The 19,897-nt window shown below is 72.0% G+C and carries 20 protein-coding genes, 1 tRNA gene, 2 pseudogenes and 1 riboswitch; of the genes and pseudogenes, 16 read left to right on the top strand and 7 right to left on the bottom strand.

Going from position 1 to position 19,897, the window contains the following annotated elements; genetic code table 11:
* The first annotated feature begins 237 nt into the window (after positions 1-237).
* Positions 238-399: riboswitch (cyclic di-AMP (ydaO/yuaA leader) on the top strand.
* Positions 400-403: 4 nt separating this feature from the next.
* The 3 genes from ACIQHQ_RS06960 to ACIQHQ_RS06950 all read left to right on the top strand — a co-directional run bounded on the left by ACIQHQ_RS06960 (position 404) and on the right by ACIQHQ_RS06950 (position 3,183).
* Positions 404-1,333: a LysM peptidoglycan-binding domain-containing M23 family metallopeptidase gene (locus ACIQHQ_RS06960; RefSeq protein WP_402610698.1), complete on the top strand. Its 930-nt coding sequence runs from the start codon at positions 404-406 to the stop codon at positions 1,331-1,333.
* A gap of 202 nt (positions 1,334-1,535) precedes the next feature.
* The gene (locus ACIQHQ_RS06955) at positions 1,536-2,252 is read left to right on the top strand and encodes a DUF6250 domain-containing protein (RefSeq protein ID WP_402610697.1); all 717 of its coding nucleotides are present in this window, start codon (positions 1,536-1,538) and stop codon (positions 2,250-2,252) included.
* Positions 2,253-2,397: 145 nt separating this feature from the next.
* Positions 2,398-3,183, top strand: a complete 786-nt coding sequence (locus ACIQHQ_RS06950; protein ID WP_402611580.1) for an SGNH/GDSL hydrolase family protein — start codon at positions 2,398-2,400, stop codon at positions 3,181-3,183.
* Positions 3,184-3,254: 71 nt separating this feature from the next.
* Here the strand turns inward: ACIQHQ_RS06950 and ACIQHQ_RS06945 are convergent, their stop codons facing one another.
* Positions 3,255-3,872, bottom strand: coding sequence for a TetR/AcrR family transcriptional regulator (locus tag ACIQHQ_RS06945; protein ID WP_402610696.1), 618 nt, complete (start codon positions 3,870-3,872; stop codon positions 3,255-3,257).
* Between the two features lie 96 nt (positions 3,873-3,968).
* The gene (locus tag ACIQHQ_RS06940) at positions 3,969-5,147 is read right to left on the bottom strand and encodes a Glu/Leu/Phe/Val dehydrogenase dimerization domain-containing protein (protein ID WP_402610695.1); all 1,179 of its coding nucleotides are present in this window, start codon (positions 5,145-5,147) and stop codon (positions 3,969-3,971) included.
* Between the two features lie 128 nt (positions 5,148-5,275).
* Here ACIQHQ_RS06940 and ACIQHQ_RS06935 point away from each other — a divergent pair, with 128 nt between their 5' ends.
* The 12 genes from ACIQHQ_RS06935 to ACIQHQ_RS06880 all read left to right on the top strand — a co-directional run bounded on the left by ACIQHQ_RS06935 (position 5,276) and on the right by ACIQHQ_RS06880 (position 16,537).
* Positions 5,276-6,541 (top strand): MBL fold metallo-hydrolase, encoded by a 1,266-nt coding sequence (locus tag ACIQHQ_RS06935; RefSeq protein WP_402610694.1) that lies wholly within the window; start codon positions 5,276-5,278, stop codon positions 6,539-6,541.
* 598 nt (positions 6,542-7,139) lie between these two features.
* Positions 7,140-9,512 (top strand): ATP-binding protein, encoded by a 2,373-nt coding sequence (locus ACIQHQ_RS06930; protein WP_402610693.1) that lies wholly within the window; start codon positions 7,140-7,142, stop codon positions 9,510-9,512.
* A gap of 72 nt (positions 9,513-9,584) precedes the next feature.
* The gene (locus ACIQHQ_RS06925; RefSeq protein WP_030840841.1) at positions 9,585-10,016 is read left to right on the top strand and encodes a roadblock/LC7 domain-containing protein; all 432 of its coding nucleotides are present in this window, start codon (positions 9,585-9,587) and stop codon (positions 10,014-10,016) included.
* A 2-nt stretch (positions 10,017-10,018) separates the two neighbouring features.
* Positions 10,019-10,390 carry a DUF742 domain-containing protein gene (locus ACIQHQ_RS06920; protein ID WP_142166483.1) on the top strand — a complete coding sequence of 124 codons (372 nt, stop codon included), beginning with the start codon at positions 10,019-10,021 and terminating at the stop codon, positions 10,388-10,390.
* The gene (locus tag ACIQHQ_RS06915; protein ID WP_402610692.1) at positions 10,368-10,997 is read left to right on the top strand and encodes a GTP-binding protein; all 630 of its coding nucleotides are present in this window, start codon (positions 10,368-10,370) and stop codon (positions 10,995-10,997) included. Before ACIQHQ_RS06920 ends, ACIQHQ_RS06915 begins: the two co-directional genes overlap by 23 nt.
* 60 nt (positions 10,998-11,057) lie before the next feature.
* On the top strand, positions 11,058-11,630 hold the full coding sequence (locus ACIQHQ_RS06910; RefSeq protein WP_402610691.1) for a GAF domain-containing protein: 573 nt from the start codon (positions 11,058-11,060) through the stop codon (positions 11,628-11,630).
* A gap of 180 nt (positions 11,631-11,810) precedes the next feature.
* Entirely contained in the window at positions 11,811-12,839 is a 1,029-nt protein-coding gene (gene tdh / locus ACIQHQ_RS06905; protein ID WP_402610690.1) for an L-threonine 3-dehydrogenase, read from the top strand.
* A 35-nt stretch (positions 12,840-12,874) separates the two neighbouring features.
* Positions 12,875-14,068, top strand: a complete 1,194-nt coding sequence (locus tag ACIQHQ_RS06900) for a glycine C-acetyltransferase (RefSeq protein ID WP_402610689.1) — start codon at positions 12,875-12,877, stop codon at positions 14,066-14,068.
* Positions 14,069-14,104: 36 nt separating this feature from the next.
* Positions 14,105-15,007, top strand: a complete 903-nt coding sequence (locus ACIQHQ_RS06895) for a LysR family transcriptional regulator (RefSeq protein ID WP_402610688.1) — start codon at positions 14,105-14,107, stop codon at positions 15,005-15,007.
* A 46-nt stretch (positions 15,008-15,053) separates the two neighbouring features.
* Complete coding sequence (locus ACIQHQ_RS06890; RefSeq protein WP_402610687.1) at positions 15,054-15,626, top strand: helix-turn-helix domain-containing protein; 573 nt, start codon at positions 15,054-15,056, stop codon at positions 15,624-15,626.
* Complete coding sequence (locus ACIQHQ_RS06885) at positions 15,623-16,150, top strand: GNAT family N-acetyltransferase (RefSeq protein WP_402610686.1); 528 nt, start codon at positions 15,623-15,625, stop codon at positions 16,148-16,150. The genes ACIQHQ_RS06890 and ACIQHQ_RS06885 overlap by 4 nt, the downstream gene beginning before the upstream one ends.
* 30 nt (positions 16,151-16,180) lie before the next feature.
* Complete coding sequence (locus ACIQHQ_RS06880; protein WP_402610685.1) at positions 16,181-16,537, top strand: MmcQ/YjbR family DNA-binding protein; 357 nt, start codon at positions 16,181-16,183, stop codon at positions 16,535-16,537.
* 12 nt (positions 16,538-16,549) lie between these two features.
* On the opposite strand, the pseudogene ACIQHQ_RS06875 reads toward ACIQHQ_RS06880, so the two are convergent.
* Positions 16,550-16,894: pseudogene (locus tag ACIQHQ_RS06875) on the bottom strand (transketolase); the annotation flags it as partial.
* A gap of 102 nt (positions 16,895-16,996) precedes the next feature.
* Here ACIQHQ_RS06875 and ACIQHQ_RS06870 point away from each other — a divergent pair.
* Positions 16,997-17,070: transfer RNA gene (locus tag ACIQHQ_RS06870), tRNA-Pro, on the top strand.
* Between the two features lie 85 nt (positions 17,071-17,155).
* Here the strand turns inward: ACIQHQ_RS06870 and ACIQHQ_RS06865 are convergent.
* From ACIQHQ_RS06865 to ACIQHQ_RS06850, 4 genes and pseudogenes are all read right to left on the bottom strand, one after another.
* Positions 17,156-17,254 (bottom strand): annotated as a pseudogene (locus tag ACIQHQ_RS06865) (glycoside hydrolase); the annotation flags it as partial.
* Between the two features lie 103 nt (positions 17,255-17,357).
* Positions 17,358-17,885, bottom strand: a complete 528-nt coding sequence (locus ACIQHQ_RS06860) for an NUDIX hydrolase family protein (protein WP_402611578.1) — start codon at positions 17,883-17,885, stop codon at positions 17,358-17,360.
* A 165-nt stretch (positions 17,886-18,050) separates the two neighbouring features.
* Positions 18,051-18,863 (bottom strand): SAM-dependent methyltransferase, encoded by an 813-nt coding sequence (locus ACIQHQ_RS06855; protein ID WP_402610684.1) that lies wholly within the window; start codon positions 18,861-18,863, stop codon positions 18,051-18,053.
* Between the two features lie 158 nt (positions 18,864-19,021).
* Positions 19,022-19,837 (bottom strand): hypothetical protein, encoded by an 816-nt coding sequence (locus ACIQHQ_RS06850; protein WP_402610683.1) that lies wholly within the window; start codon positions 19,835-19,837, stop codon positions 19,022-19,024.
* Between the last annotated feature and the right edge of the window lie 60 nt (positions 19,838-19,897).

Here is a 19,897-nt window from a genome sequence, read left to right as displayed (position 1 = left end):
GGGTGCGTGACCATCGTCATATTCGTGACGATGTGTTGTCGCCATGTTCACGTAATTCCCACAACAGCAAGGGCCATTGAGGAAAGCGGGAGATCGGTAATCCACGCTCGGTGACGGCACTTGCGTCAGCGCGTCGAGACAAACACCGTCACGGGCAACCGCAAGCTTGTCCCATTGCGTCTTGGTCGCTTACGTTCCACACCCATCCGGACGGACGCCTAATCCTGCCGCCGCCCGGAGCCCCACACACTGACCCGACGTACGGCAGGAGCGGGGGACCCACAGGTAAGACGCCTGTTCCGGTTCCCGGAACGGCTTGGGGTTAAGTCGCACCTCGGCGCGACCGGGCATCTCCAGCCCGCACCCGACAGCTCACCTCGCAGGCGACGGAGAGGAATTCGTCATGCCCGCGAAGGGTAAGCACCGCCGTCCCAAGACCCAGCGTTTCACCCGCTCCATCGCCGTCGCCGGAACGGGCGGGGCCGCTCTCGCCCTGCCGCTCATGGGGGCCGCCGGCGCCCACGCCGCCACCCCGCAGTCGGCTCCGGAAAAGGCCGTCCAGTCGGCTCCGGCCGCCGACAAGAAGGCCGCCGAAAAGGCCACCGGTGCCCGCACGTACACCGTGAGGGCCGGCGACTACCTCGCGAAGATCGCCGACGATCAGAACGTCAGCGGCGGCTGGAAGAAGCTCTACGCGGACAACCGTGACGCCGTCGGCTCCGACCCGTCGCTGATCCACCCGGGCCTGAAGCTGTCGATCGGCAAGAAGGCGGCGAGTGCGCCGAAGGTCTCGGCCCCGTCCGCGCCGAAGGCCTCGGCCCCCAAGCCGTCCGCCGCCGAGTCGGCCCCGAAGGCGGAGACCGCCGCGAAGCCGGCCGCCGCCAAGCCCGCCGCCGCCAAGCCCGCCGCCGAGAGCAACTCCAGTGGCTTCACCCTCCCGGTGGCCGGTGCCACCGTCAGCACCCCGTACCGCATGTCCGGCAGCATGTGGTCCAGCGGCTACCACACCGGTGTCGACTTCGTCGTCCCGACCGGCACCTCCCTCAAGGCCGTCGGCGCGGGCACCGTCGTCTCCGCCGGCTGGGGCGGCGCCTACGGCAACCAGGTCGTCATCAAGCTCGCCGACGGCTACTACGCCCAGTACGCCCACCTGTCCCAGCTCTCCGTCTCGGCCGGCCAGACCGTGACCGCCGGGCAGCAGGTCGGCCTGTCGGGCGCCACCGGCAACGTGACCGGACCGCACCTGCACTTCGAGATCCGCACCACGCCGGACTACGGCTCGGACGTGGACCCGGTCGCCTTCCTGCGCTCGCACGGCGTCTCCGTCGGCTGACCGGCCGCACGACCACCTGCCTGACACGCGACCGAAGGCCGGACCCCGATCCCCGGGTCCGGCCTTCGGCGTATGCGCTCGCCGACCACCCCCGAGGGGCGACAAGGGATCGACAGGCGACGGGAGTTGGGGCAGAGTGATCCCGTCCGGTGTGCAAGCGCTTTCCCCGGTCTTCCCGGTGGATCCCCAGGAGCTGTGTCCCGTGTCGACCACCCGCAGAGCGTTCGGAGCCCTGGCCGCCGGAGCCGCCCTGGCGGCCCTCGCCCCGACGGCCGGCGCGCGGGCCGCGTCCCGTCGTCGCCGCCTCGTCGCCCGCGACGACTTCTGTCACGGTCTCGGGCAGTGGGTGACCGAACTCCAGGACGGCGGCACCGTCTTCGCCTCCCGCGGCACCCTGGAGATCGACGTGCCGAGCGGCGCGACTGTGTGGTTCAGACAGCGGCTCGAAGGGCCGTACGTGCTCGAATACACCGCGACCCCGGTCTCCGCGGGCGGGGTGAACGACCGGGTCTCGGACCTCAACAACTTCTGGAACGCGACCGACGTCCGCTCCCCGGACGATCTCTTCGCGACACCGCGCGCCGGGGCTCTCGACGAGTACGACCACCTGACGACGTACTACGCGGGCTACGGCGCCAACCACAACACCACGACCCGGCTGCGCCGTTACGTCGGTCAACCCGGTGTCCGCCCCCTGGTCTTCGACTACACGGAGCCGCTGCTGGTGCCGGGCGAGCCGAACCGGGTCCGGATCGTCTCCGATGGCTCCACGGTCCAATGGTGGAACAACGGACGACCCGTCTTCGGTTACACCGACCCGCAGCCGTACACGAGCGGGCACTTCGCCTTCCGGACCGTCTGGAGCCATTTCCGTATCAGCGGATTCCGGGTCTGGCGGCTCACCCCGAAACATCCCTGACAAGCAGTGTATTCCGGAGTTGGCGAACCCTTGAGGAGTGGCTTATCTCACCGCCAGTCAACTCTTTCCTACGGTCGCGTAGGTCACATTCGAAGGTGAATCATGGACTGCTGTGGCAGACGATTCGAAGAGTGACAGCAGAGCAGTGATCGGGTCGTACGTAGCGGTGGGGGACAGCTTCACCGAGGGCGTGGGTGATCCCGGCCCCGACGGGGCGTTCGTCGGCTGGGCCGATCGGTTCGCCGTCCTGCTCGCCGACCGCAGGCCCGAAGGCGACTTCCAGTACACCAATCTCGCCGTACGCGGAAAGCTCCTCGACCAGATCGTGGCGGACCAGGTTCCGCGGGCCATCGCCATGGCCCCGGACCTCGTCTCGTTCTGCGCCGGGGGCAACGACATCATCCGGCCCGGCACCGACCCCGACGAGGTCGCCGAGCGCTTCGAGCGGGCCCTGGTCCAGCTCACCGCGGTGTCCGGCACGGTCATGGTGACGACCGGGTTCGACACCCGTGGCGTGCCCGTGCTCAAGCACCTGCGCGGCAAGATCGCCACCTACAACGGACACGTCCGGGCCATCGCCGACCGGTACGGCTGCCCGGTGCTCGACCTGTGGTCCCTGCGCAGTGTGCAGGACCGCAGGGCCTGGGACGCCGACCGGCTGCACCTGTCGCCCGAGGGGCACACGCGCGTGGCGCTCCGTGCGGGCCAGGTGCTCGGCCTCGACGTGCCGGCCGACCCCGAGCAGGCGTGGCCTCCGCTGCCCCCGCGCGGCGTTCTCGACGTGCGGCGGGACAACGTCGCCTGGGCGCGCGATTTCCTGGTGCCGTGGATCGGGCGCCGGTTGCGCGGGGAGTCGTCGGGCGACCATGTGACGGCCAAGGGGGCGCTGTCGCCGGACGACATCAGGACGCGGATCGCGGCGGTGGCGTAGGAGCGGTTCACCGCGCGTGCGGGCCGTGCCGGGTGGAACACCGGCGCGGCCCGCACGCGCGAAGGCACCGGCTACGAGGGCGTCAGCCGTTCGTCCTCCACCAGCCCCAACTCGCGGGCCAGTGCCTCCTGCACCCACTCCTGGGCCCGTGCTCGCGGTACCGCGCCGGCATAGGACGTCAGTTGCACGGCGAGGCCGTCGAGGAGAGCGGTGAGGCGGAGGGCCGTGCCCTGCGGGTCCGGGCAGCGGAACTCGCCGGCGGCGACACCCTCCGCGATGACCTCGGAGAGGGCCGCCTTCCACTGCCGGTCGAGGTCCTGGGCGACCTCCCGCAGCACGGGGTCGCGCAGCGCCGCCGCCCAGCCCTCGATCCACAGCCGCCAGCCCTTGGCCTGCCCGGTCGGGGCGTACCACCGTACGGCCGACCGCAGCCGGCGCAGCGCCGGCGAACGGCGGCCGAGCAGCTTGCGCAGATGCGCGAGGTCGCCCTCCGCCGCGTGCCGGAACGCGGCGGCGACCAACTGCTCCTTCGTGGAGAAGTGATAGAGGACCAGCGCGTTGCTCACGCCGAGCGCGGAGGCCACGTCGGCGATCCTGACCGCCGCCACACCCCTCGCCTCGATCTGCTCGATGGCGGCCCGCAGCAGATCCCCGCGCCGCTGAGCCACACTCAACCGGACTCTGGTCACGCGGTCACCCTACCCATGCGCGTGCGGCCCCTCGGCGGGGCGTTTCGGCCTGTCCGGCCCAGGCCCGCGGCGGTCACCGCGAGCACGACGGCGTCCTCACCGGTACCAGCCGAACCGTTCCGCGATCAGCGGCAGCCGGTCCGCCGCGATCGCGTGGGCCGCGGCCCACGGTGTCGTCCCGTCGGCCCGGGCGCGGGCCAGCATCCGCTCGACCAGGGCCTGCATCGACCGGCGGGTGTACGCGAACGCCTCCTCGGCGTCGGCGCCGATGTCCCCGAACAGCGTCCACCACCACCAGGCGTTCGTCCCCGAGTTGACCACGACGTCCGGCAGCACGGTCACCCCACGCGCGGCCAGCAGGAGCTCCGCCTCCGGCCGCACGGGCATGTTGGCCGCCTCCACGACCCAGCGGGCCGTGATGCGCTCCTGGTTCCCGGCGTCGATGGCATATGACACGGCGGCCGGCACCAGCACGTCCACGTCCGCCGACAGCCATGCGTCCCCCGGCAGTTCACGGTCACCGGGCCGCAGCGCCGAACGGTCCACCGTGCCGTGGGCGTCCCTCGCGGCGAGCAGCGCCTCGACGTCGAGACCTGCCGGGTTGGCGACCGTGCCCTTGAGGTCTGCCACGGCCACGACCGTGAGCCCCGCGCGCGTGAGGAAGCGCGCGGTGGCCCCGCCCATGGTGCCCAGCCCCTGGAGGGCGACCCGTGTCCCCGTGTACGGCACACCGGCCCGGTCCAGGGCGGCCAGGGCGGCCTCGGCCACACCGCAACCGCCGGCCAGCTCGTCCAGCCCGATGCCGTCGACCTCGACCGCGAACGCGTCCCGGAGCCGCCGCCGCGCCTCGGCCTCGTCGTCCAGCAGCGGATACACGGCCTGGATCGAGGAGACCAGCCCCGCCTCCGCGGCGGCCCGGTCCACCAGATCCTGGGTGAGTCCCAGGTCCTCGCCCGTGGTCCAGCAGCTCTCTATGTACGGCCGCATCGCACGCAGATAGCGCACCAGCAGCGGGTACGCCTCCGGGTCCCGGGGGTCGCAGTCGATGCCGCCCTTGGCGCCGCCGAGCGGGACGTAGCGGCTCGCGGGGTCGTAGTGCAGTGCCTCCTTCACGGTCATGCCGCGGGCCAGGCCGGTGACCTCCTCGAGGGTGCAGCCCGCGCGCATCCGCAGACCGCCGCTGGCGACCCCGCGCACCAGCCGGTCGACGACCAGGAAGCCCCGCCGTCCCGTGAGGTGATCGGTCCAGGTCAGGGACAGCAGGGGCATGGCCATTCGGTCTCCTTCGCCGTCGGATTACTGAATCTTCGGTCAGTATCCCCTTCGGTGGGACCCCTGTGGCCCGGTGATGTCGGAGGGGCCGACCATAATGGAAGGCCTGACCGACTTCACCTGGAGGTACCGTGGCCGGTTTCCGTACCCCGAGTTCCGGGCTCCGCGCGCTGCGGCCCGGGGCGTTCGGCGCGGACCCTGACGGTGAGCGCATGGCGCGCATCCGCAGATCGCCCCACTTCAAGGACGGGGTCTTCCAGAACCCCGGCGGCCCCGCCCGGACCCGGCCCTCGGGCTCGACCCTGGACTTCGCGAAGGTCTTCTTCGACAAGGACACCCGGCCCCGCCGCACCCCGAAGGGCACCGTTCCGGTGCACTCCACCACCCTCGCCGACATCGCCCGGCCCCCGGTTACCGGGCTGCGGCTGACCTGGATGGGGCACTCCAGCGTGCTCGCCGAGATCGACGGCCGGCGCGTCCTGTTCGACCCGGTGTGGGGCGAGCGCTGCTCCCCCTTCTCCTTCGCCGGGCCCAAGCGGCTGCACCCCGTGCCCGTGCCACTGGCCGCGCTCGGCCCGGTCGACGTCGTGGTCATCTCGCACGACCACTACGACCATCTGGACATGCCCACGGTCAAGGCGCTCGCGGGCACGGACACGCTCTTCGCCGTGCCCCTCGGCGTCGGCGCGCACCTGGAGCACTGGGGCGTGTCCGCCGATCGGCTGCGCGAGCTGGACTGGCACGAGGCCACCAGGATCGGCGGCCTCACCCTGACCGCCGCCCCGGCCCGGCACTTCTGCGGCCGCGGGCTGCGCAACACCCAGCACACGCTCTGGGCGTCCTGGGTCGTCGCCGGTGAGGAGCACCGGATCTACCACAGCGGCGACACCGGCTATTTCGACGGCTTCAAGGAGATCGGCGCCGAGCACGGGCCGTTCGACGCCACGATGATCCAGATCGGCGCGTACTCCGACTTCTGGCCCGACATCCACATGACCCCGGAAGAGGGCATGCGTGCCCACCTCGATCTCCAGGGTGGACCGGAGCACGGCCCGATGCTGCCGATCCACTGGGCCACCTTCAACCTGGCGACGCACCCGTGGGCGGACCCCGGCGAGGGGACGCTCGCGGCCGCCCGTGCGGTGGGCGCCGGTGTAGCCCTGCCCCGGCCCGGTGAGCCCTTCGAGCCCACGGCGGAGACCGTCCCGTCGGAGCCGTGGTGGCGTGGTGTGGCGCTCACCCCGAAGGGCGGCCGTCCGGTGACGGAGGCCCTCGCCGGAGCTGGCATCAAGACCGCGTCGGACGCGGCAGCCGTGGCCCAGGCCGACACGGTGAGTGACGGTTTCGGTCGGCTCGACAAGAACACCGAGGACCCCGAAACGCTCCCGGCGGGCTGACCCGGGGCGCACGGCAGGCGGACGGCGAGGGCCGGGGAGCGAAAGGCTCCCCGGCCCTCGCCGTCTTCATGTGATCGCTCCTGACCAGGTTGGATCAACACCTTTCGTTCATGGTCGTATGTGCGGACGTGTTATCGGTCTGTCGTGCGAGACCTCATACCAGAGCGGGACGCTCACCGTATGAGTTTGTCAACTGCCCACCGCACATGATGCGGTGGTGACTACTGTCAGTGGCCGTCGGGAAACAGGACGGATCAGGAGCGGGGGCCGACACGTGCAGGCGCAGGGCGGACGAGGGAGTCGACGCGACGGGGATCCCCGCTGCCCACGTACCACCGACGCCGGCACGGGTGCGGTCAGCGAGGTGGGTGCCGGCGCCGGCGACACGGTGGCCGCCGTCGACGGTGGTGCCGGTGCGGGTGCCGCCGAGGCCTCCGGCCCGGGCCGGCACCCGGGTCGCGGTGGGGCCGGGGCCGTGCGGAAGCGGGGGGAGCTCGGGCGCGCGGCCCGGGGGGCGCGCAAGCGGCCACGCGAACCCGGTCGCACCGCCGCGAGCGCCCCCGGCACCCAGTCCCGACGGACCAGTACGAGGACACCGATGTCTCACCTCCGCGCCCCGGCCGCTCGCGCAGACCGCCGTGAGGGCGGACGGCACGGGCGGCCTGCCGTCCGCACCGCACCCGCGTTGCCCGAGACCCATATACGGCTCCAGCTGCTGCGCCTCGCGGTGCTGCCGCCCGTCGCCGTCGCCCTCAGCGGCTGCGCGGCCGTCCTCTTCACCGTCCGGTCCACCGGCACGCGGACCGGCCCCACCCTGTGGGCCGTACTCGGCGGCGCGGTCTTCGTGGCCCTCGTCGGCATCGCGGTCGCCGCGGTCGCCGCCAACCGGGCCGCCCGGTCCGTGCACGACCGCATCGGCGTGCTGCGCCGGAGCACCGCGCGGCGCGAGGCCGACCTGCGCACCCTCGTCGAGACACTGCGCCGCGGCGACGGCCCGCCGCAGCTCGCACCGCAGAGTCGGCACGGGGAAGCCACCGAGGACGCCGACGACTTCGACCTCCTCACCGCCGACCTGTCCCGCCTGCACGACGGGGCCGTCACCGCCGTCGTGCAGGCTTCCCAGCTCTCCAGCCAGGCCGGCAGCGAACAGAAGCTCGAGGTGTTCGTCAACCTCGCCCGGCGCCTGCAGTCACTGGTGCACCGCGAGATCTCCATCCTCGACGAGCTGGAGAAGGAGATGGAGGACCCCGACCTGCTCAAAGGGCTCTTCCACGTCGACCACCTCGCCACCCGCATCCGCCGCCACGCCGAGAACCTCGCCGTGCTGGGCGGGGCCGTGTCCCGCCGCCAGTGGAGCAATCCGGTCTCCATGACCGAGGTGCTGCGCTCGGCCATCGCCGAGGTCGAGCAGTACTCGCGGGTCAAGCTCGTGCCGCCCATCGACGGACAGCTGCGCGGCCACGCGGTCGCCGACGTCATCCACCTGCTGGCCGAACTCGTGGAGAACGCCACGGTGTTCTCCGCCCCGCACACCCAGGTGCTGCTGCGTGCCAACCTCGTCACCTCCGGGCTCGCCGTGGAGGTCGAGGACCGCGGACTCGGCATGCCCCTGGAGGAGCAGACGCGGATGAACGCGCTGCTCGCCGATCCCGACCAGGTGAACGTCGCCCGCCTCCTCGCGGACGGCCGGATCGGGTTGTTCGTCGTCTCCCAGCTCGCCCGCCGGCACGGCATCACCGTCCGCCTCCAGACCAACATCTACGGCGGAGTACAGGCCGTACTCGTCGTGCCGCAGGCGCTCCTGGGAGCGGAACCGGGGGCAGGGGCACCCGGGGGCACGGGGCAGCCGGAGGGCGCAGCGACGGCCGGTACGGCACGTCCGGCTGTGCCGGGGCGACAGGACGGGCAGGCCGGCCGGACCGGGCCGGGCGGGCAGTCCGGGCGTCATCGACATGGACAGAACGGGCAGGCCGGTGCCGGTGCCGGAGTCGGCGGTGTGAGCGGGGGGAGTTCCCCGGCCGGGGACGGCGCCTGCGGGGTCTCCTCCGTGCCGCTGCCCGCGTCCGGATCAGGGCCGTCGGCCCCGCTCGCCGCACCCGCCGTGCCCCAACGGCCCGAGTCCGTGCCTCAACGGCCCGAGTCCGTGCCTCAACGGCACGAGTCCCTGCCCCAACGGCACGAGGCCCTGCCCCAACGACACGAGTCCGCACATCAAGGGCACGGGTCCGCGCCCCAACGGCACGAGGCCGCACATCAAGGGCCCGAGTCCGTGCCTCAACGGCACGAGGTCCTGAGACAGGGTCACGATGTCCTGCATCAGGGGCACGGGACCCTGCCTCAGGGATACGAGCAGGAAGCCCGACAGGGCTTGGACGAGACCCCGCAGGGCGGCCGGCCCGCGCCTCTGCCCGTGCGCGGGGCCCGGCGCAAGCGGCCCACCCCGGCCGAGGCACCACCCGGCGTCACACCCGACGACCGGCGCGTCCTGGCCGTGAACGGGACCGCGCCGCCCACCCCCCGCAAGGGCGCCGTGCGCGGCACCATGGGCAAGCCCCATCTGCCCCGTCGCCGCGCGCAGGAGCACATCGCACCCCAGCTGCGCGACGGCCCGACGCCCCGCCGGGACCCCGAACACCTCGTGGGCCACGACCCGGGTCTCATGGCGGCCTTCCAGCGCGGCATCAGCCTCGCAGAGGCCCAACAGCACATGGAGGCCGGCACCACGGAGTGGTCCGACGTGGAGGGGACTCACATGGAGTCTCCCCACATGGAGTCCCCCCACATGGACTCCGCCCACACAGACCCGGCACCCAACGAGTCCGCCACCCCCAAGGACCCGATGCCCGTTCGGCCGGTTCACCTCGAGGCGCTCCCCTCGGAGCTGTCCCCCTCGAGCAGGCCGGCCCCCGGGGTCCGTTCCGACCACCGCACGACCACCACCCGGCAGGACGGGAGCGCACCCGCCGGATGACCACCCCCCCCGGTTCCATCCCCGCACCCAGCGCTCCCGCAGACCTTCGTAACCCCAAGGAGTCGATCCACCATGGCGAGCGATGCGCCGACCGCCCATGTTTCCGACCTCGACTGGCTGATGAGCGGCCTCGTGCAGCGCGTGCCGCACACGACCGCCGCCGTGCTGCTGTCCTGCGACGGGCTCGTTAAGTCCGTTCACGGCCTCGACCCGGACAGCGCCGACCACATGGCAGCCCTGGCCTCCGGCCTGTACTCCCTCGGCCGCAGCGCCGGTGTCCGCTTCGGCGACGGCGGCGACGTGCGGCAGGTCGTCGTCGAACTCGCCTCGACCCTGCTGTTCGTCACCACCGCGGGCTCCGGCACCTGCCTGGCCGTGCTCGCCGGCCGCGAGGCCGACGCGGCCGTGCTGGGCTACGAGATGGCGATGCTCGTCAAGAGCGTCCGTCCCTACCTGGTGACCGCTCCCCGGCAGTCCGTCGAATCCCCGGCGATGAGGCCTTGAGCGTGACGGCGGCCGGTGACGGGCCCTGGCTCGACGACGCGGCCGGGCGGCTGGTGCGGCCGTTCACGGTCAGCAACGGCCGCACCCGTCCCACCGTCGCGCTCGACCTCGTGTCGCAGGTGATGGCCACCGGGGCGACCCCCCTCGGCTATCTCGGCCCCGAACACGCGCAGGCGCTCGAACGGTGCCGGGTACCCGTCGCCGTCGCCGAGGTCGCCGCCCATCTCACACTGCCGGTGGCCGTCACCAAGGTGCTGCTGGCGGACCTCGTCGACTGCGGGGCGCTGACCACCAAGCCCCCCGCGTTCCACCACAACCCGACGGACCGGGCCCTTCTGGAGGCAGTGCTCGATGGACTACGACGACAGCTCTGACTACACCGACGGACCGGCCCACGGCGCCGACCCGTTCCCCACCGCGCTGAAAATCCTGGTGGCGGGCGGGTTCGGCGTGGGCAAGACGACCTTCGTCGGCGCGGTCAGCGAGATCGCGCCGCTCAGCACGGAGGAACTGCTCACCACCGTCAGTGCCGCGACCGACAATCTCGACGGCATCGAGAACAAGGTCGAGACGACCGTGGCCATGGACTTCGGCCGCATCACCCTCGACCCGAAACACGTGCTGTACCTGTTCGGCACCCCCGGACAGGAGAGGTTCTGGTTCATGTGGGACGAGTTGTGCGAGGGCGCGCTCGGCGCGGTCATCCTCGCCGACACCCGCAGGCTCCAGGAGTGCTTCGCGGCCGTCGACTTCTTCGAACAGCGCGGCCTCGGCTTCATCGTCGCGGTCAACGAGTTCGACGGCGCCTACCGCTACGACCCCGAGGAAGTGCGAGGTGCCCTCGACCTGTCCGAGGACGTGCCCGTGGTGCGCTGCGACGCGCGGATCTCCAGCTCCGGGGTCCAGACCCTGCTGGCCCTGGTGCGTCATCTCATCGCCCACATGCCGGCCCCCGCGACGGGGTACGGCGCCCACATGTGACCCCCTCACACCGCCAGGGAGCCCCTCTATGACGCACGTCCACAGCCCAGGAGCACGCCCATGACCTACGACCCGCCGCGCCCGGCCGGTCGTCTGCTGCTCACACCCGAGGACAAGGAGGCCCCCGCCCGCACCCGCCGACTGCGCCGACTGGGCCTGGGGGAGCGCCCCGAACCCGCACTCGACGCCTTCGCGCACCGCCTCGCCGAGTTCACCGGGACGCCGTACGCCATGGTCAACCTTCCCGACGAACACGGCCAGTTCTACGCCGGCCTGTACGTGCCGACCGTCGCACCGGTGGTGCGCAGCGACGGCACCACCCCGCGCCTGGGGCGTGTCCTGCCCCGCGACCACGGCTTCTGCCCCCATGTGGTGGCGCGCCGCAAGGCCCTCGCCCTGGAGGACGTGGGCGACTTCCCGCGGTTCGCCGGCAACCCCGTGGTGGACGAATTCGGCATCCGCTCCTATCTGGGAGCTCCGCTCGTCGACGGCACGGGACTGGTGCTGGGCACGGTCAGTGTCGCGGACGTCGGGCCGAGGCCGTGGGGGAAGCCGGGCCTGTCGGCGATCAAGGAATACGCCGCGCAGCTCGTCATCGAGCTGGAGGCCCGGGACGGCCTGCCGCCCTACTGAAACCCGCGGGCCTGGCGGGACCCCCGAGGGCGTGAAGGAAAGCTGAGGCGCCGCTTAAGAAAACCTCGATGGACCGGCGTGCCGCCGTACGGCAGATTGCTGTGCGATCCCACTCCTCTCCCGGTCCAGGGGTTCCTTCGGCATACCCGGAGCCGGGACTCATCCTCAGGAGCCGTAGCGGTGAAGGCGCTGGTCAAGCAGAAGGCGGAGCCCGGGCTGTGGCTCGCGGACGTCCCCGAGCCCACCGTCGGGCCCCACGACGTACTCATCAAGGTGCTGCGCACCGGAATCTGCGGCACCGACCTGCACATCCGGGCGTGGGACGGCTGGGCGCAGCAGACGATCAGCACCCCGCTCGTGGTCGGGCACGAGTTCGTCGGCGAGGTGGTCGAGACCGGGCGGGACGTCACCGACATCGCCATCGGCGACCGGGTCAGTGGCGAGGGCCATCTGGTGTGCGGCAAGTGCCGCAACTGTCTGGCCGGACGCCGGCACCTGTGCCGGGCCACCGTGGGGCTCGGGGTGGGACGGGACGGGGCGTTCGCCGAGTATGTCGCGCTGCCCGCCGCCAACGTCTGGGTGCACCGGGTCCCCGTCGACCTCGACGTGGCCGCGATCTTCGACCCGTTCGGCAACGCCGTGCACACGGCGCTGTCGTTCCCGCTGGTCGGCGAGGACGTCCTGATCACCGGCGCGGGTCCGATCGGCCTGATGGCCGCCGCCGTGGCCCAGCACGCCGGCGCCCGCAACGTCGTGATCACCGACGTCAGCGAGGAGCGGCTGGAGCTGGCCCGCAAGATCGGTGTCAGCCTCGCGCTGGATGTCTCCGGCTCCACCATCGCCGACGGCCAGCGCGCCCTCGGACTGCGCGAGGGCTTCGACATCGGTCTGGAGATGTCCGGCCGCCCCGAGGCCCTGCGCGACATGATCGCCAACATGACGCACGGTGGCCGGATCGCGATGCTCGGCCTGCCCGCGCAGGAGTTCCCCGTCGACTGGGCCCGCGTCGTCACCTCGATGATCACCATCAAGGGCATCTACGGCCGCGAGATGTTCGAGACCTGGTACGCCATGTCGGTCCTGCTGGAGGCCGGCCTGGACCTGGCGCCCGTCATCACCGGCCGCTACGGCCACCGTGACTACGAGGCGGCGTTCGAGGACGCGGCGAGCGGCCGCGGCGGCAAGGTCATCCTCGACTGGACCGCGTGACCCCCTTTCACCGCAAGCACCTCAGGAGCTTCCCGATGTTCGACTCCGTGCGCGACGACCTGCGCGCCACCCTCGACGAGATCCGCGCCGCCGGCCTGCACAAGCCCGAGCGCGTGATCGGCACCCCGCAGTCCGCCACCGTGAACGTCACCGCGGGCGGCCGCCCCGGCGAGGTCCTCAACTTCTGCGCCAACAACTACCTCGGACTCGCCGACCACCCCGAGGTCGTCGCCGCCGCCCACGAGGCACTGGACCGCTGGGGCTACGGCATGGCGTCCGTCCGCTTCATCTGCGGCACCCAGGAGGTGCACAAGGAACTCGAGGCACGGCTCTCGGCGTTCCTCGGCCAGGAGGACACGATCCTGTACTCCTCCTGCTTCGACGCCAACGGCGGTGTGTTCGAGACGCTGCTCGGCCCGCAGGACGCGGTCGTCTCCGACGCGCTGAACCACGCCTCCATCATCGACGGCATCCGCCTGTCCAAGGCCCGCCGCCTCAGGTACGCCAACCGTGACATGGCCGAACTGGAGGCCCGTCTGAAGGAGGCCTCCGACGCGCGCCGCCGCCTGATCGTCACCGACGGCGTCTTCTCCATGGACGGCTACGTGGCCCCGCTGCGCGAGATCTGCGACCTCGCCGACCGCTACGACGCGATGGTCATGGTCGACGACTCCCACGCGGTCGGCTTCGTCGGCCCCGGCGGCCGCGGCACGCCCGAGCTGCACGGCGTCATGGACCGCGTCGACATCATCACCGGCACCCTCGGCAAGGCCCTCGGCGGCGCGTCCGGCGGCTATGTGGCGGCCCGCGCCGAGATCGTCGCCCTGCTGCGCCAGCGCTCCCGGCCCTACCTGTTCTCCAACACCCTCGCCCCGGTGATCGCCGCGGCCTCGCTGAAGGTGCTCGACCTGCTGGAGTCGGCGGACGACCTGCGCGTCCGGCTGGCCGAGAACACGGCCCTCTTCCGCAGCCGTATGACCGAAGAGGGCTTCGACGTCCTCCCCGGCGACCACGCCATCGCTCCGGTGATGATCGGCGACGCGGCGGTCGCCGGCCGCATGGCCGAGCTGCTGCTGGAGCGCGGCGTCTACGTCATCGGCTTCTCGTACCCGGTGGTGCCGCAGGGCCAGGCCAGGATCCGCGTCCAGCTGTCGGCCGCGCACTCCACGGACGACGTCAACCGCGCGGTCGACGCGTTCGTGGCGGCCCGCGCCGAGCTGGAGGGCTGACCGGGAGCACGGGGCGAATTTGAGACAATCGATCGCATGATCGAAGCGCGGCGGCTGCACATCCTCCGGGCGGTGGCCGACCACCGTACGGTGACGGCGGCTGCCGCCGCGCTGTACCTCACCCCGTCGGCCGTCTCCCAGCAGCTCGCCGCCCTGGAGCAGGAGACCGGCCACCGGCTCGTCGAGCGCGGCGCCAAGGGTGTACGGCTCACCCCGGCCGGCGAGATCCTGCTCAACCACACCAACGCCGTCCTCGCCCAGCTGGAGCGGGCGGAGGCCGAGCTCGCCGCGTACAGCTCGGGCGCGGCCGGCACCGTCACGGTCGCCTCCTTCGCGACCGGCATCGCCCTGGTCGTCGCGCCCGCCGTGGCCTCTCTCGCCCGGTCGGCGCCCGGGATCCGCATCCGTGTCCAGGACGCCGAGGGCGACGCCAGCCTGCCGATGCTGCTGGACCGGCAGGTCGATGTGGCCGTCGCCGTCGAGTACCGCGGCGCCCCGCCCGCCGACGACCCGCGACTGGCGCACCTGCCGCTGTACGCCGAGCCCTTCGACGCCGTCGTCCCGGTCACCCACCGCCTGGCCGACGCGGCCGAGGTGCCGCTCGCCGAACTGGCCAAGGACCCCTGGATCGGCCCGTACCCCGGCAACCCCTGCCACGACGTGGTGGTGCTGGCCTGCGAGAGCGCCGGTTTCCAGCCCCGCATGGAGCACTCCTCGGACGATTTCCGCGCGGTCGTCGCGCTCGCCTCGGCCGACGCGGGTGTCGCCCTGGTGCCGCGCTCGGCGCTGCGCGGGATGGACCTCGCCGGAGTGGTGGTCCGCCCCGTCGACGGAACGGTCCCCACCCGCCGGGTCTTCGCCGCCGTACGCCGGGGGGCCGAGGAGCACCCCCTCATCCGCCCGGTGCTGGACGCCCTCGGCGCGGCGGCCCAGGAGTGAGGAGTCCGTAACCTCGCTGTCTCACATCCGGGATAGCGTCCCGAATATGAGAAGTGACGAGGCGGAGCCCCTCGACGCCCGGCTGGGCATGCGCCTGGCCGAACTGCGAGCCGAACACGGGTGGTCCCTGGGCGAGCTGGCCGAGCGCAGCGGGGTGAGCCGGTCCACCCTGTCCCGGGCCGAGCGGGCGGAGATCAGCCCCACCGCCGCACTCCTGAACCGCCTGTGCGCCGTCTACGAGCGCACCATGTCCCAGCTCCTCAGCGAGGTCGAGGCCGAACCGCAGGCCGTCGTCCGCTCCACAGGCCAGCCCGTCTGGCAGGACCGGGCCTCCGGCTTCGTACGACGGTCCGTGTCGCCGCCGCACCCCGCCCTGCGCGGCGAACTCGTCGAGGCCCGCCTCTCACCCGGCGCCGACCTCGCCTACGACCGCCCGCCCGTGACCGGCCTGGAGCAGCACATCTGGGTCCTGGAGGGCGCCCTGGAGGTGACCACGCAGGCCACCGAACACCGCCTGGACGCCGGTGACTGCCTGCGGATGCGGGTGTGGGGCCCCACTCGGTTCCGGTGCACGAGCCCCGAGGGCGTCCGCTATCTGCTGGCGGTGGTGCGGCCGTGATCCGCCTGGACGCACCCCGACTGCTCGCCTGTTCGGCGCAGTTGGCGGATCTGCTGACCGCCACCGTGAACGGGGGCGCCTCGGTCGGCTTCCTCGCCCCGCTCGGCCACGCGGAGGCCCGTGACTGGTGGGAGGAGCGGGCCGTTGAGGTCGCCGCGGGCCGGCTCGCCGTGTGGGCGGCGTGCGACGGGGAACGGGTGCTCGGCACCGTGAGCCTGGCCTTCCCCGGCAAGGCCAACAGCCGGCACCGCGCCGAGCTCGTGAAGCTGATGGTGCACCCGGACGCCCGTGGACGCGGCCTCGCCCGTGGGCTCCTGGCCGTGGCCGAGACCACCGCCGCGGCGGCCGGTGTCACCCTCCTGCACCTGGACACCGAGACCGGCAGCCCCGCGGAACGTCTGTACCGATCCGCCGGCTGGACCCCGGTCGGAGCGATCCCCGACTACGCGGCGAGCCCCGACGGGGTGCTGAGGCCGACGACGATCTACTACAAGCACCTACCGGCAACCGCTCTCACCAGGTGATTGTCAGTGAGGGCCGATACGGTGCCTGCCATGCCGGATGCCGAAGACGTACGACGGATCGCCCTGTCCCTGCCGGACACGACGGAGAAGATCGCCTGGAGCATGCCCACGTTCCGGGTCGCGGGAAAGATGTTCGCCACACTGCCGGAGGAGGAGACCTCCATCGCCGTGCGCTGCCCCAAGGAGGAGCGCGACGAACTGGTGCTCGCCGAGCCGGGGAAATTCTGGATCGCCGACCACGAGTCCCAGTTCGCCTGGGTGCGGGCCCGGCTCGACGCCATCGAGGACGAGGGCGAACTGCGCGACATCCTCGCCGATTCGTGGCGTCAGGCGGCCCCGCCCCGGCTCCTGGAGGCCCACCCCCGGCTCGGCCTGCCGGCGGTGTGACGCCTCGCGGTCTCACTCCCGGACGGCCGCCCCGACGAAGCTCCCGAGGCGCTCCCGCAGCGACCGGGCGTCGAGTCCGTGGGCGGCGGCGTGCTCCGCGGGCTGCCCGTAACGCCGCAGTTCGCGACGTCCCACGCCCAGCCCGAGGACCCGGTGCCGTACGTCCGACAGCGCGTCGTTCGCGGCGGCCGTCGACGTCCCCGCCAGGTAGGGCTCGACGAGGACGACGTCCGTCCCGGCCGCCTCGGTGGCCCGGCGCAGGGCGGCCGTGTCGAAGGGACGGACGGTGGTGGCGTACAGGACGGTCACGTCCAGCCCTTCGGAGGCGGCGAGCACCGCGTCGAGCATCGGCCCCAGGTCAAGCGGTGCGGCCGGGAAACGGATGCGCGATCACCGGCGCGAGTGCGGTATTGTTTCCCTGCGCGTTCAGCCGGGGGAATCCCCAGGTCAGACGGGCAACGGGACGTGGCGCAGCTTGGTAGCGCACTTGACTGGGGGTCAAGGGGTCGCAGGTTCAAATCCTGTCGTCCCGACAGAGTCGACCAGCGGGTCTGCCGATATCGGCAGACCCGCTGGTCGCGTTCGGGGCAGTCGCCGGGCCGGGTCGGCCGCCGCCGTCAAGTCGTCCCGTCGGCGGGAAACCTCCGGCTCGTGGCCGTCGAGCAGCATCTCGTACAGCTTGCCGCGGGCGTTCTCGAGGGGCCGGTGGAGGATCATCGTCGGGTCGTGTCGTCGGCGACGACGAACGGGTCGTGCAGCGGCATGTCGACAAGCCGCGTCGGCGAGTGTCCTCTCCGGTTCTCCGCCGGCCTCCCGGCGGTCAGATCACGCAGCCCGCATGCGCCAGCGCCTGCTTCAGCAGCACTCCGTGCCCACCCGGCATCTCGCTCTGCACCGCCTCCGAGACGGCCTCCTGCGGGCTGAACCACACCAGGTCGAGCGCGTCCTGCCGGGGCCGGCAGTCGCCCGTCACCGGCACGATGTAGGCGAGGGACACCGCGTGCTGGCGGGGGTCGTGGTACGCCGTGACGCCCTGCGTCGGGAAGTACTCCGCGACCGTGAACGGCTGGAGCGACGCCGGAACGCGGGGCAGCGCGACCGGGCCGAGGTCCTTCTCCAAGTGGCGCAGGAGGGCGTCGCGGACGCGTTCGTGGTGCAGCACGCGGCCGGAGACCAGCGTCCGGCTGACCGTGCCGTCGGGTCCGATGCGCAGCAGCAGACCGACGCTGGTGACTTCGCCGCTGTCGTCGACGCGGACCGGGACGGCCTCGACGTACAGGATCGGCATGCGGGCGCGTGTCATCTCCAGTTCGTCGGAGGACAGCCAGCCGGGCGTGGTTTCGGTCATGTCAGACATTGCTTGATCATACTTTCAGCCGTTCGGACTTCCTGGGTAGCCGCTCCAGGAGAACTGTGACCGGCCACACGCCCGTTCAATCGTCCTCCTGCCCCCGGCCTTGAGGACGTCGTCCCGCCCGGGCTCTCCTGGTTGCCGCTACGGCACCGCCGCGTGTCAGGGTTTCACGGCCACCGCGCCGTACTGCGGCACCAGCACGGCCGAGCCGGGCTCGGCACGCCACTGCCCGCACGACACCATGCCCGGCTCCAGCAGCTCCAGCCCCTCGAAGAACGCGGCGATGTCCGCGCCGGCGCGGGCGGTGATCGGGGGAGTGGCGTTCTCGTTCCAGAACTTCATGGCCGGGATCTGGCCCGCGCCGCCCAGCTCGTCGTCGAAGGTCGGGTGGGTGAGGACCAGGAAGCTGCCGGACGGCACCGCGGCCATCACCCGGCGCACGATGTCCCGGGCCTTGTCGGCCTCCAGGACGAAGTTGAGGATGCCCAGCATCATCACGGCGACGGGCTGTGTGAAGTCGAGGGTCTGCCCGGCCCGTTCGAGGATGGCGTCCGGGTCGTGCACATCGGCGTCGACGTAGGAGGTGACGCCGTCGTGGGTGCCGGTCAGCAGTGTGCGGGCGTGCACCAGCACGATCGGGTCGTTGTCGACGTAGACGATGCGCGCGTCGGGCGCGAGGCGCTGGGCGATCTCGTGGGTGTTGTCCGCCGTCGGCAGTCCCGTGCCGATGTCGAGGAACTGCCGCACACCGCGCTCACCGGCGAGGAACGACACGGCCCGGCCGAGGAAGTCGCGGTCGGCGCGGGCGATGTCCCGGATGATCGGGAACATGCCGGCGACCTGCTCGCCGACCCGCTGGTCGACCTCGTAGTTGTCCTTGCCGCCGATCCAGTAGTTCCACACGCGCGCGTTGTGCGCCACACCGGTGTTCAGCCTCGCCGACCCGCCTGAAGGGGTGTGGCCATCACTCACGACTCGTCCTCTCCTCGCACTCGCACGAACGACCGAAACCGGTCATCGGCGCCATTGTGCCGCTCCGGTGATCACGCTGTCCCGGAAATCGGTGGAGCGACGACGGAGTTCGGGGCGGGGCAGGCCCGCGGGAGGAGGCGCTTGCCGTGCCGGCCGCTCTAGTCGGGGCTCGCGGCGGGCGACTTCCCGGCCAGGACGTCCTTCAGCCGCTGGGTGCCCTGTTGCACCGCCTGCCGGACGGAGTCGTTCTCGTCCCCGTCGAGCCCGCCCGCCGTCACGGTGATCGCGTCGTCACCGACGCGGACGGCGGCGACGTCCAGGGTCAGCGTGGCCTCGTCGCCGCCGGTCGGGCCCTGCACCGTCACGCGCAGGCCCTGACGGGCGTCGCCGGCCTTGGGCAGCGGGATCTCGATGACCTGGACGGTGCGCTTGTCCTTGCCGTCGGTCACGGTGAACTGATCGCACTTCTCCGGCAGCGTCGCCATCCACTTCAGCAAGTCCTGCGGGTCGGTGCGGTCGTAGGAGGCGACCTGGTACAGCAGGCGGGAATCGCCCTGCCGGAAGCCGCGCAGTTCGGACGCGTCCGACGGCCTGCCCAGCAGATCGTCGTCGTAGAGCGAGTCGAGGAGCCGCTGGCAGTCGGACGCCTGGGCCTTGGCGGTGAGGAAGTCGGAGACGTCGACCGTGCCGATGAGCAGGCTGTCGTGCCAGCTCTTCGCCTCCGCGTCCTTCACCTGCGTCCAGTCGTCCTCGATGTCCGCCTCGGTGATCAGCGCGTTCCGGGCGCCGTCCGTGGGAAGCGTCGCGGTGGGGGAGGGGGTCTGCCGCTGCGCGGCGGCCTGGGAAGCGGTGACGCCCGGGACGCGCGCGCCGTCCGTGCCGCCGCCGTCCGAGCAGGCTGCGGTGGTGAGCAGCGTGCCCGCCGCCAGGGCGGGGGAGAGGACGCGGACGAGGCGGGACGGACGACGGGTCATCGGGAGTGCCTCCTGGGAACGTGACGCCTGCCCTCAGCGCACCACCGCCCCCCCACGGCC

Source organism: Streptomyces sp. NPDC092370 (assembly GCF_044755265.1).
In the GTDB taxonomy this organism is placed as follows: Bacteria; Actinomycetota; Actinomycetes; order Streptomycetales; family Streptomycetaceae; genus Streptomyces.
Note: the sequence above shows the minus strand (reverse complement) of the source record. Positions and strands in the feature narration are given on the sequence as shown.

Coding starts and splice junctions, on each gene's coding strand:
- ACIQHQ_RS06925 (WP_030840841.1), top strand. CDS start 9,585: ATGGCGAGCGATGCGCCGACCGCCCATGTTTCCGACCTCGACTGGCTG.
- ACIQHQ_RS06850 (WP_402610683.1), bottom strand. CDS start 19,837: ATGACCCGTCGTCCGTCCCGCCTCGTCCGCGTCCTCTCCCCCGCCCTG.
- ACIQHQ_RS06940 (WP_402610695.1), bottom strand. CDS start 5,147: ATGGCCATGCCCCTGCTGTCCCTGACCTGGACCGATCACCTCACGGGA.
- ACIQHQ_RS06880 (WP_402610685.1), top strand. CDS start 16,181: ATGCCGGATGCCGAAGACGTACGACGGATCGCCCTGTCCCTGCCGGAC.
- ACIQHQ_RS06900 (WP_402610689.1), top strand. CDS start 12,875: ATGTTCGACTCCGTGCGCGACGACCTGCGCGCCACCCTCGACGAGATC.
- ACIQHQ_RS06895 (WP_402610688.1), top strand. CDS start 14,105: ATGATCGAAGCGCGGCGGCTGCACATCCTCCGGGCGGTGGCCGACCAC.
- ACIQHQ_RS06860 (WP_402611578.1), bottom strand. CDS start 17,885: ATGACCGAAACCACGCCCGGCTGGCTGTCCTCCGACGAACTGGAGATG.
- ACIQHQ_RS06930 (WP_402610693.1), top strand. CDS start 7,140: ATGTCTCACCTCCGCGCCCCGGCCGCTCGCGCAGACCGCCGTGAGGGC.
- ACIQHQ_RS06960 (WP_402610698.1), top strand. CDS start 404: ATGCCCGCGAAGGGTAAGCACCGCCGTCCCAAGACCCAGCGTTTCACC.
- ACIQHQ_RS06910 (WP_402610691.1), top strand. CDS start 11,058: ATGACCTACGACCCGCCGCGCCCGGCCGGTCGTCTGCTGCTCACACCC.
- ACIQHQ_RS06890 (WP_402610687.1), top strand. CDS start 15,054: ATGAGAAGTGACGAGGCGGAGCCCCTCGACGCCCGGCTGGGCATGCGC.
- ACIQHQ_RS06915 (WP_402610692.1), top strand. CDS start 10,368: ATGGACTACGACGACAGCTCTGACTACACCGACGGACCGGCCCACGGC.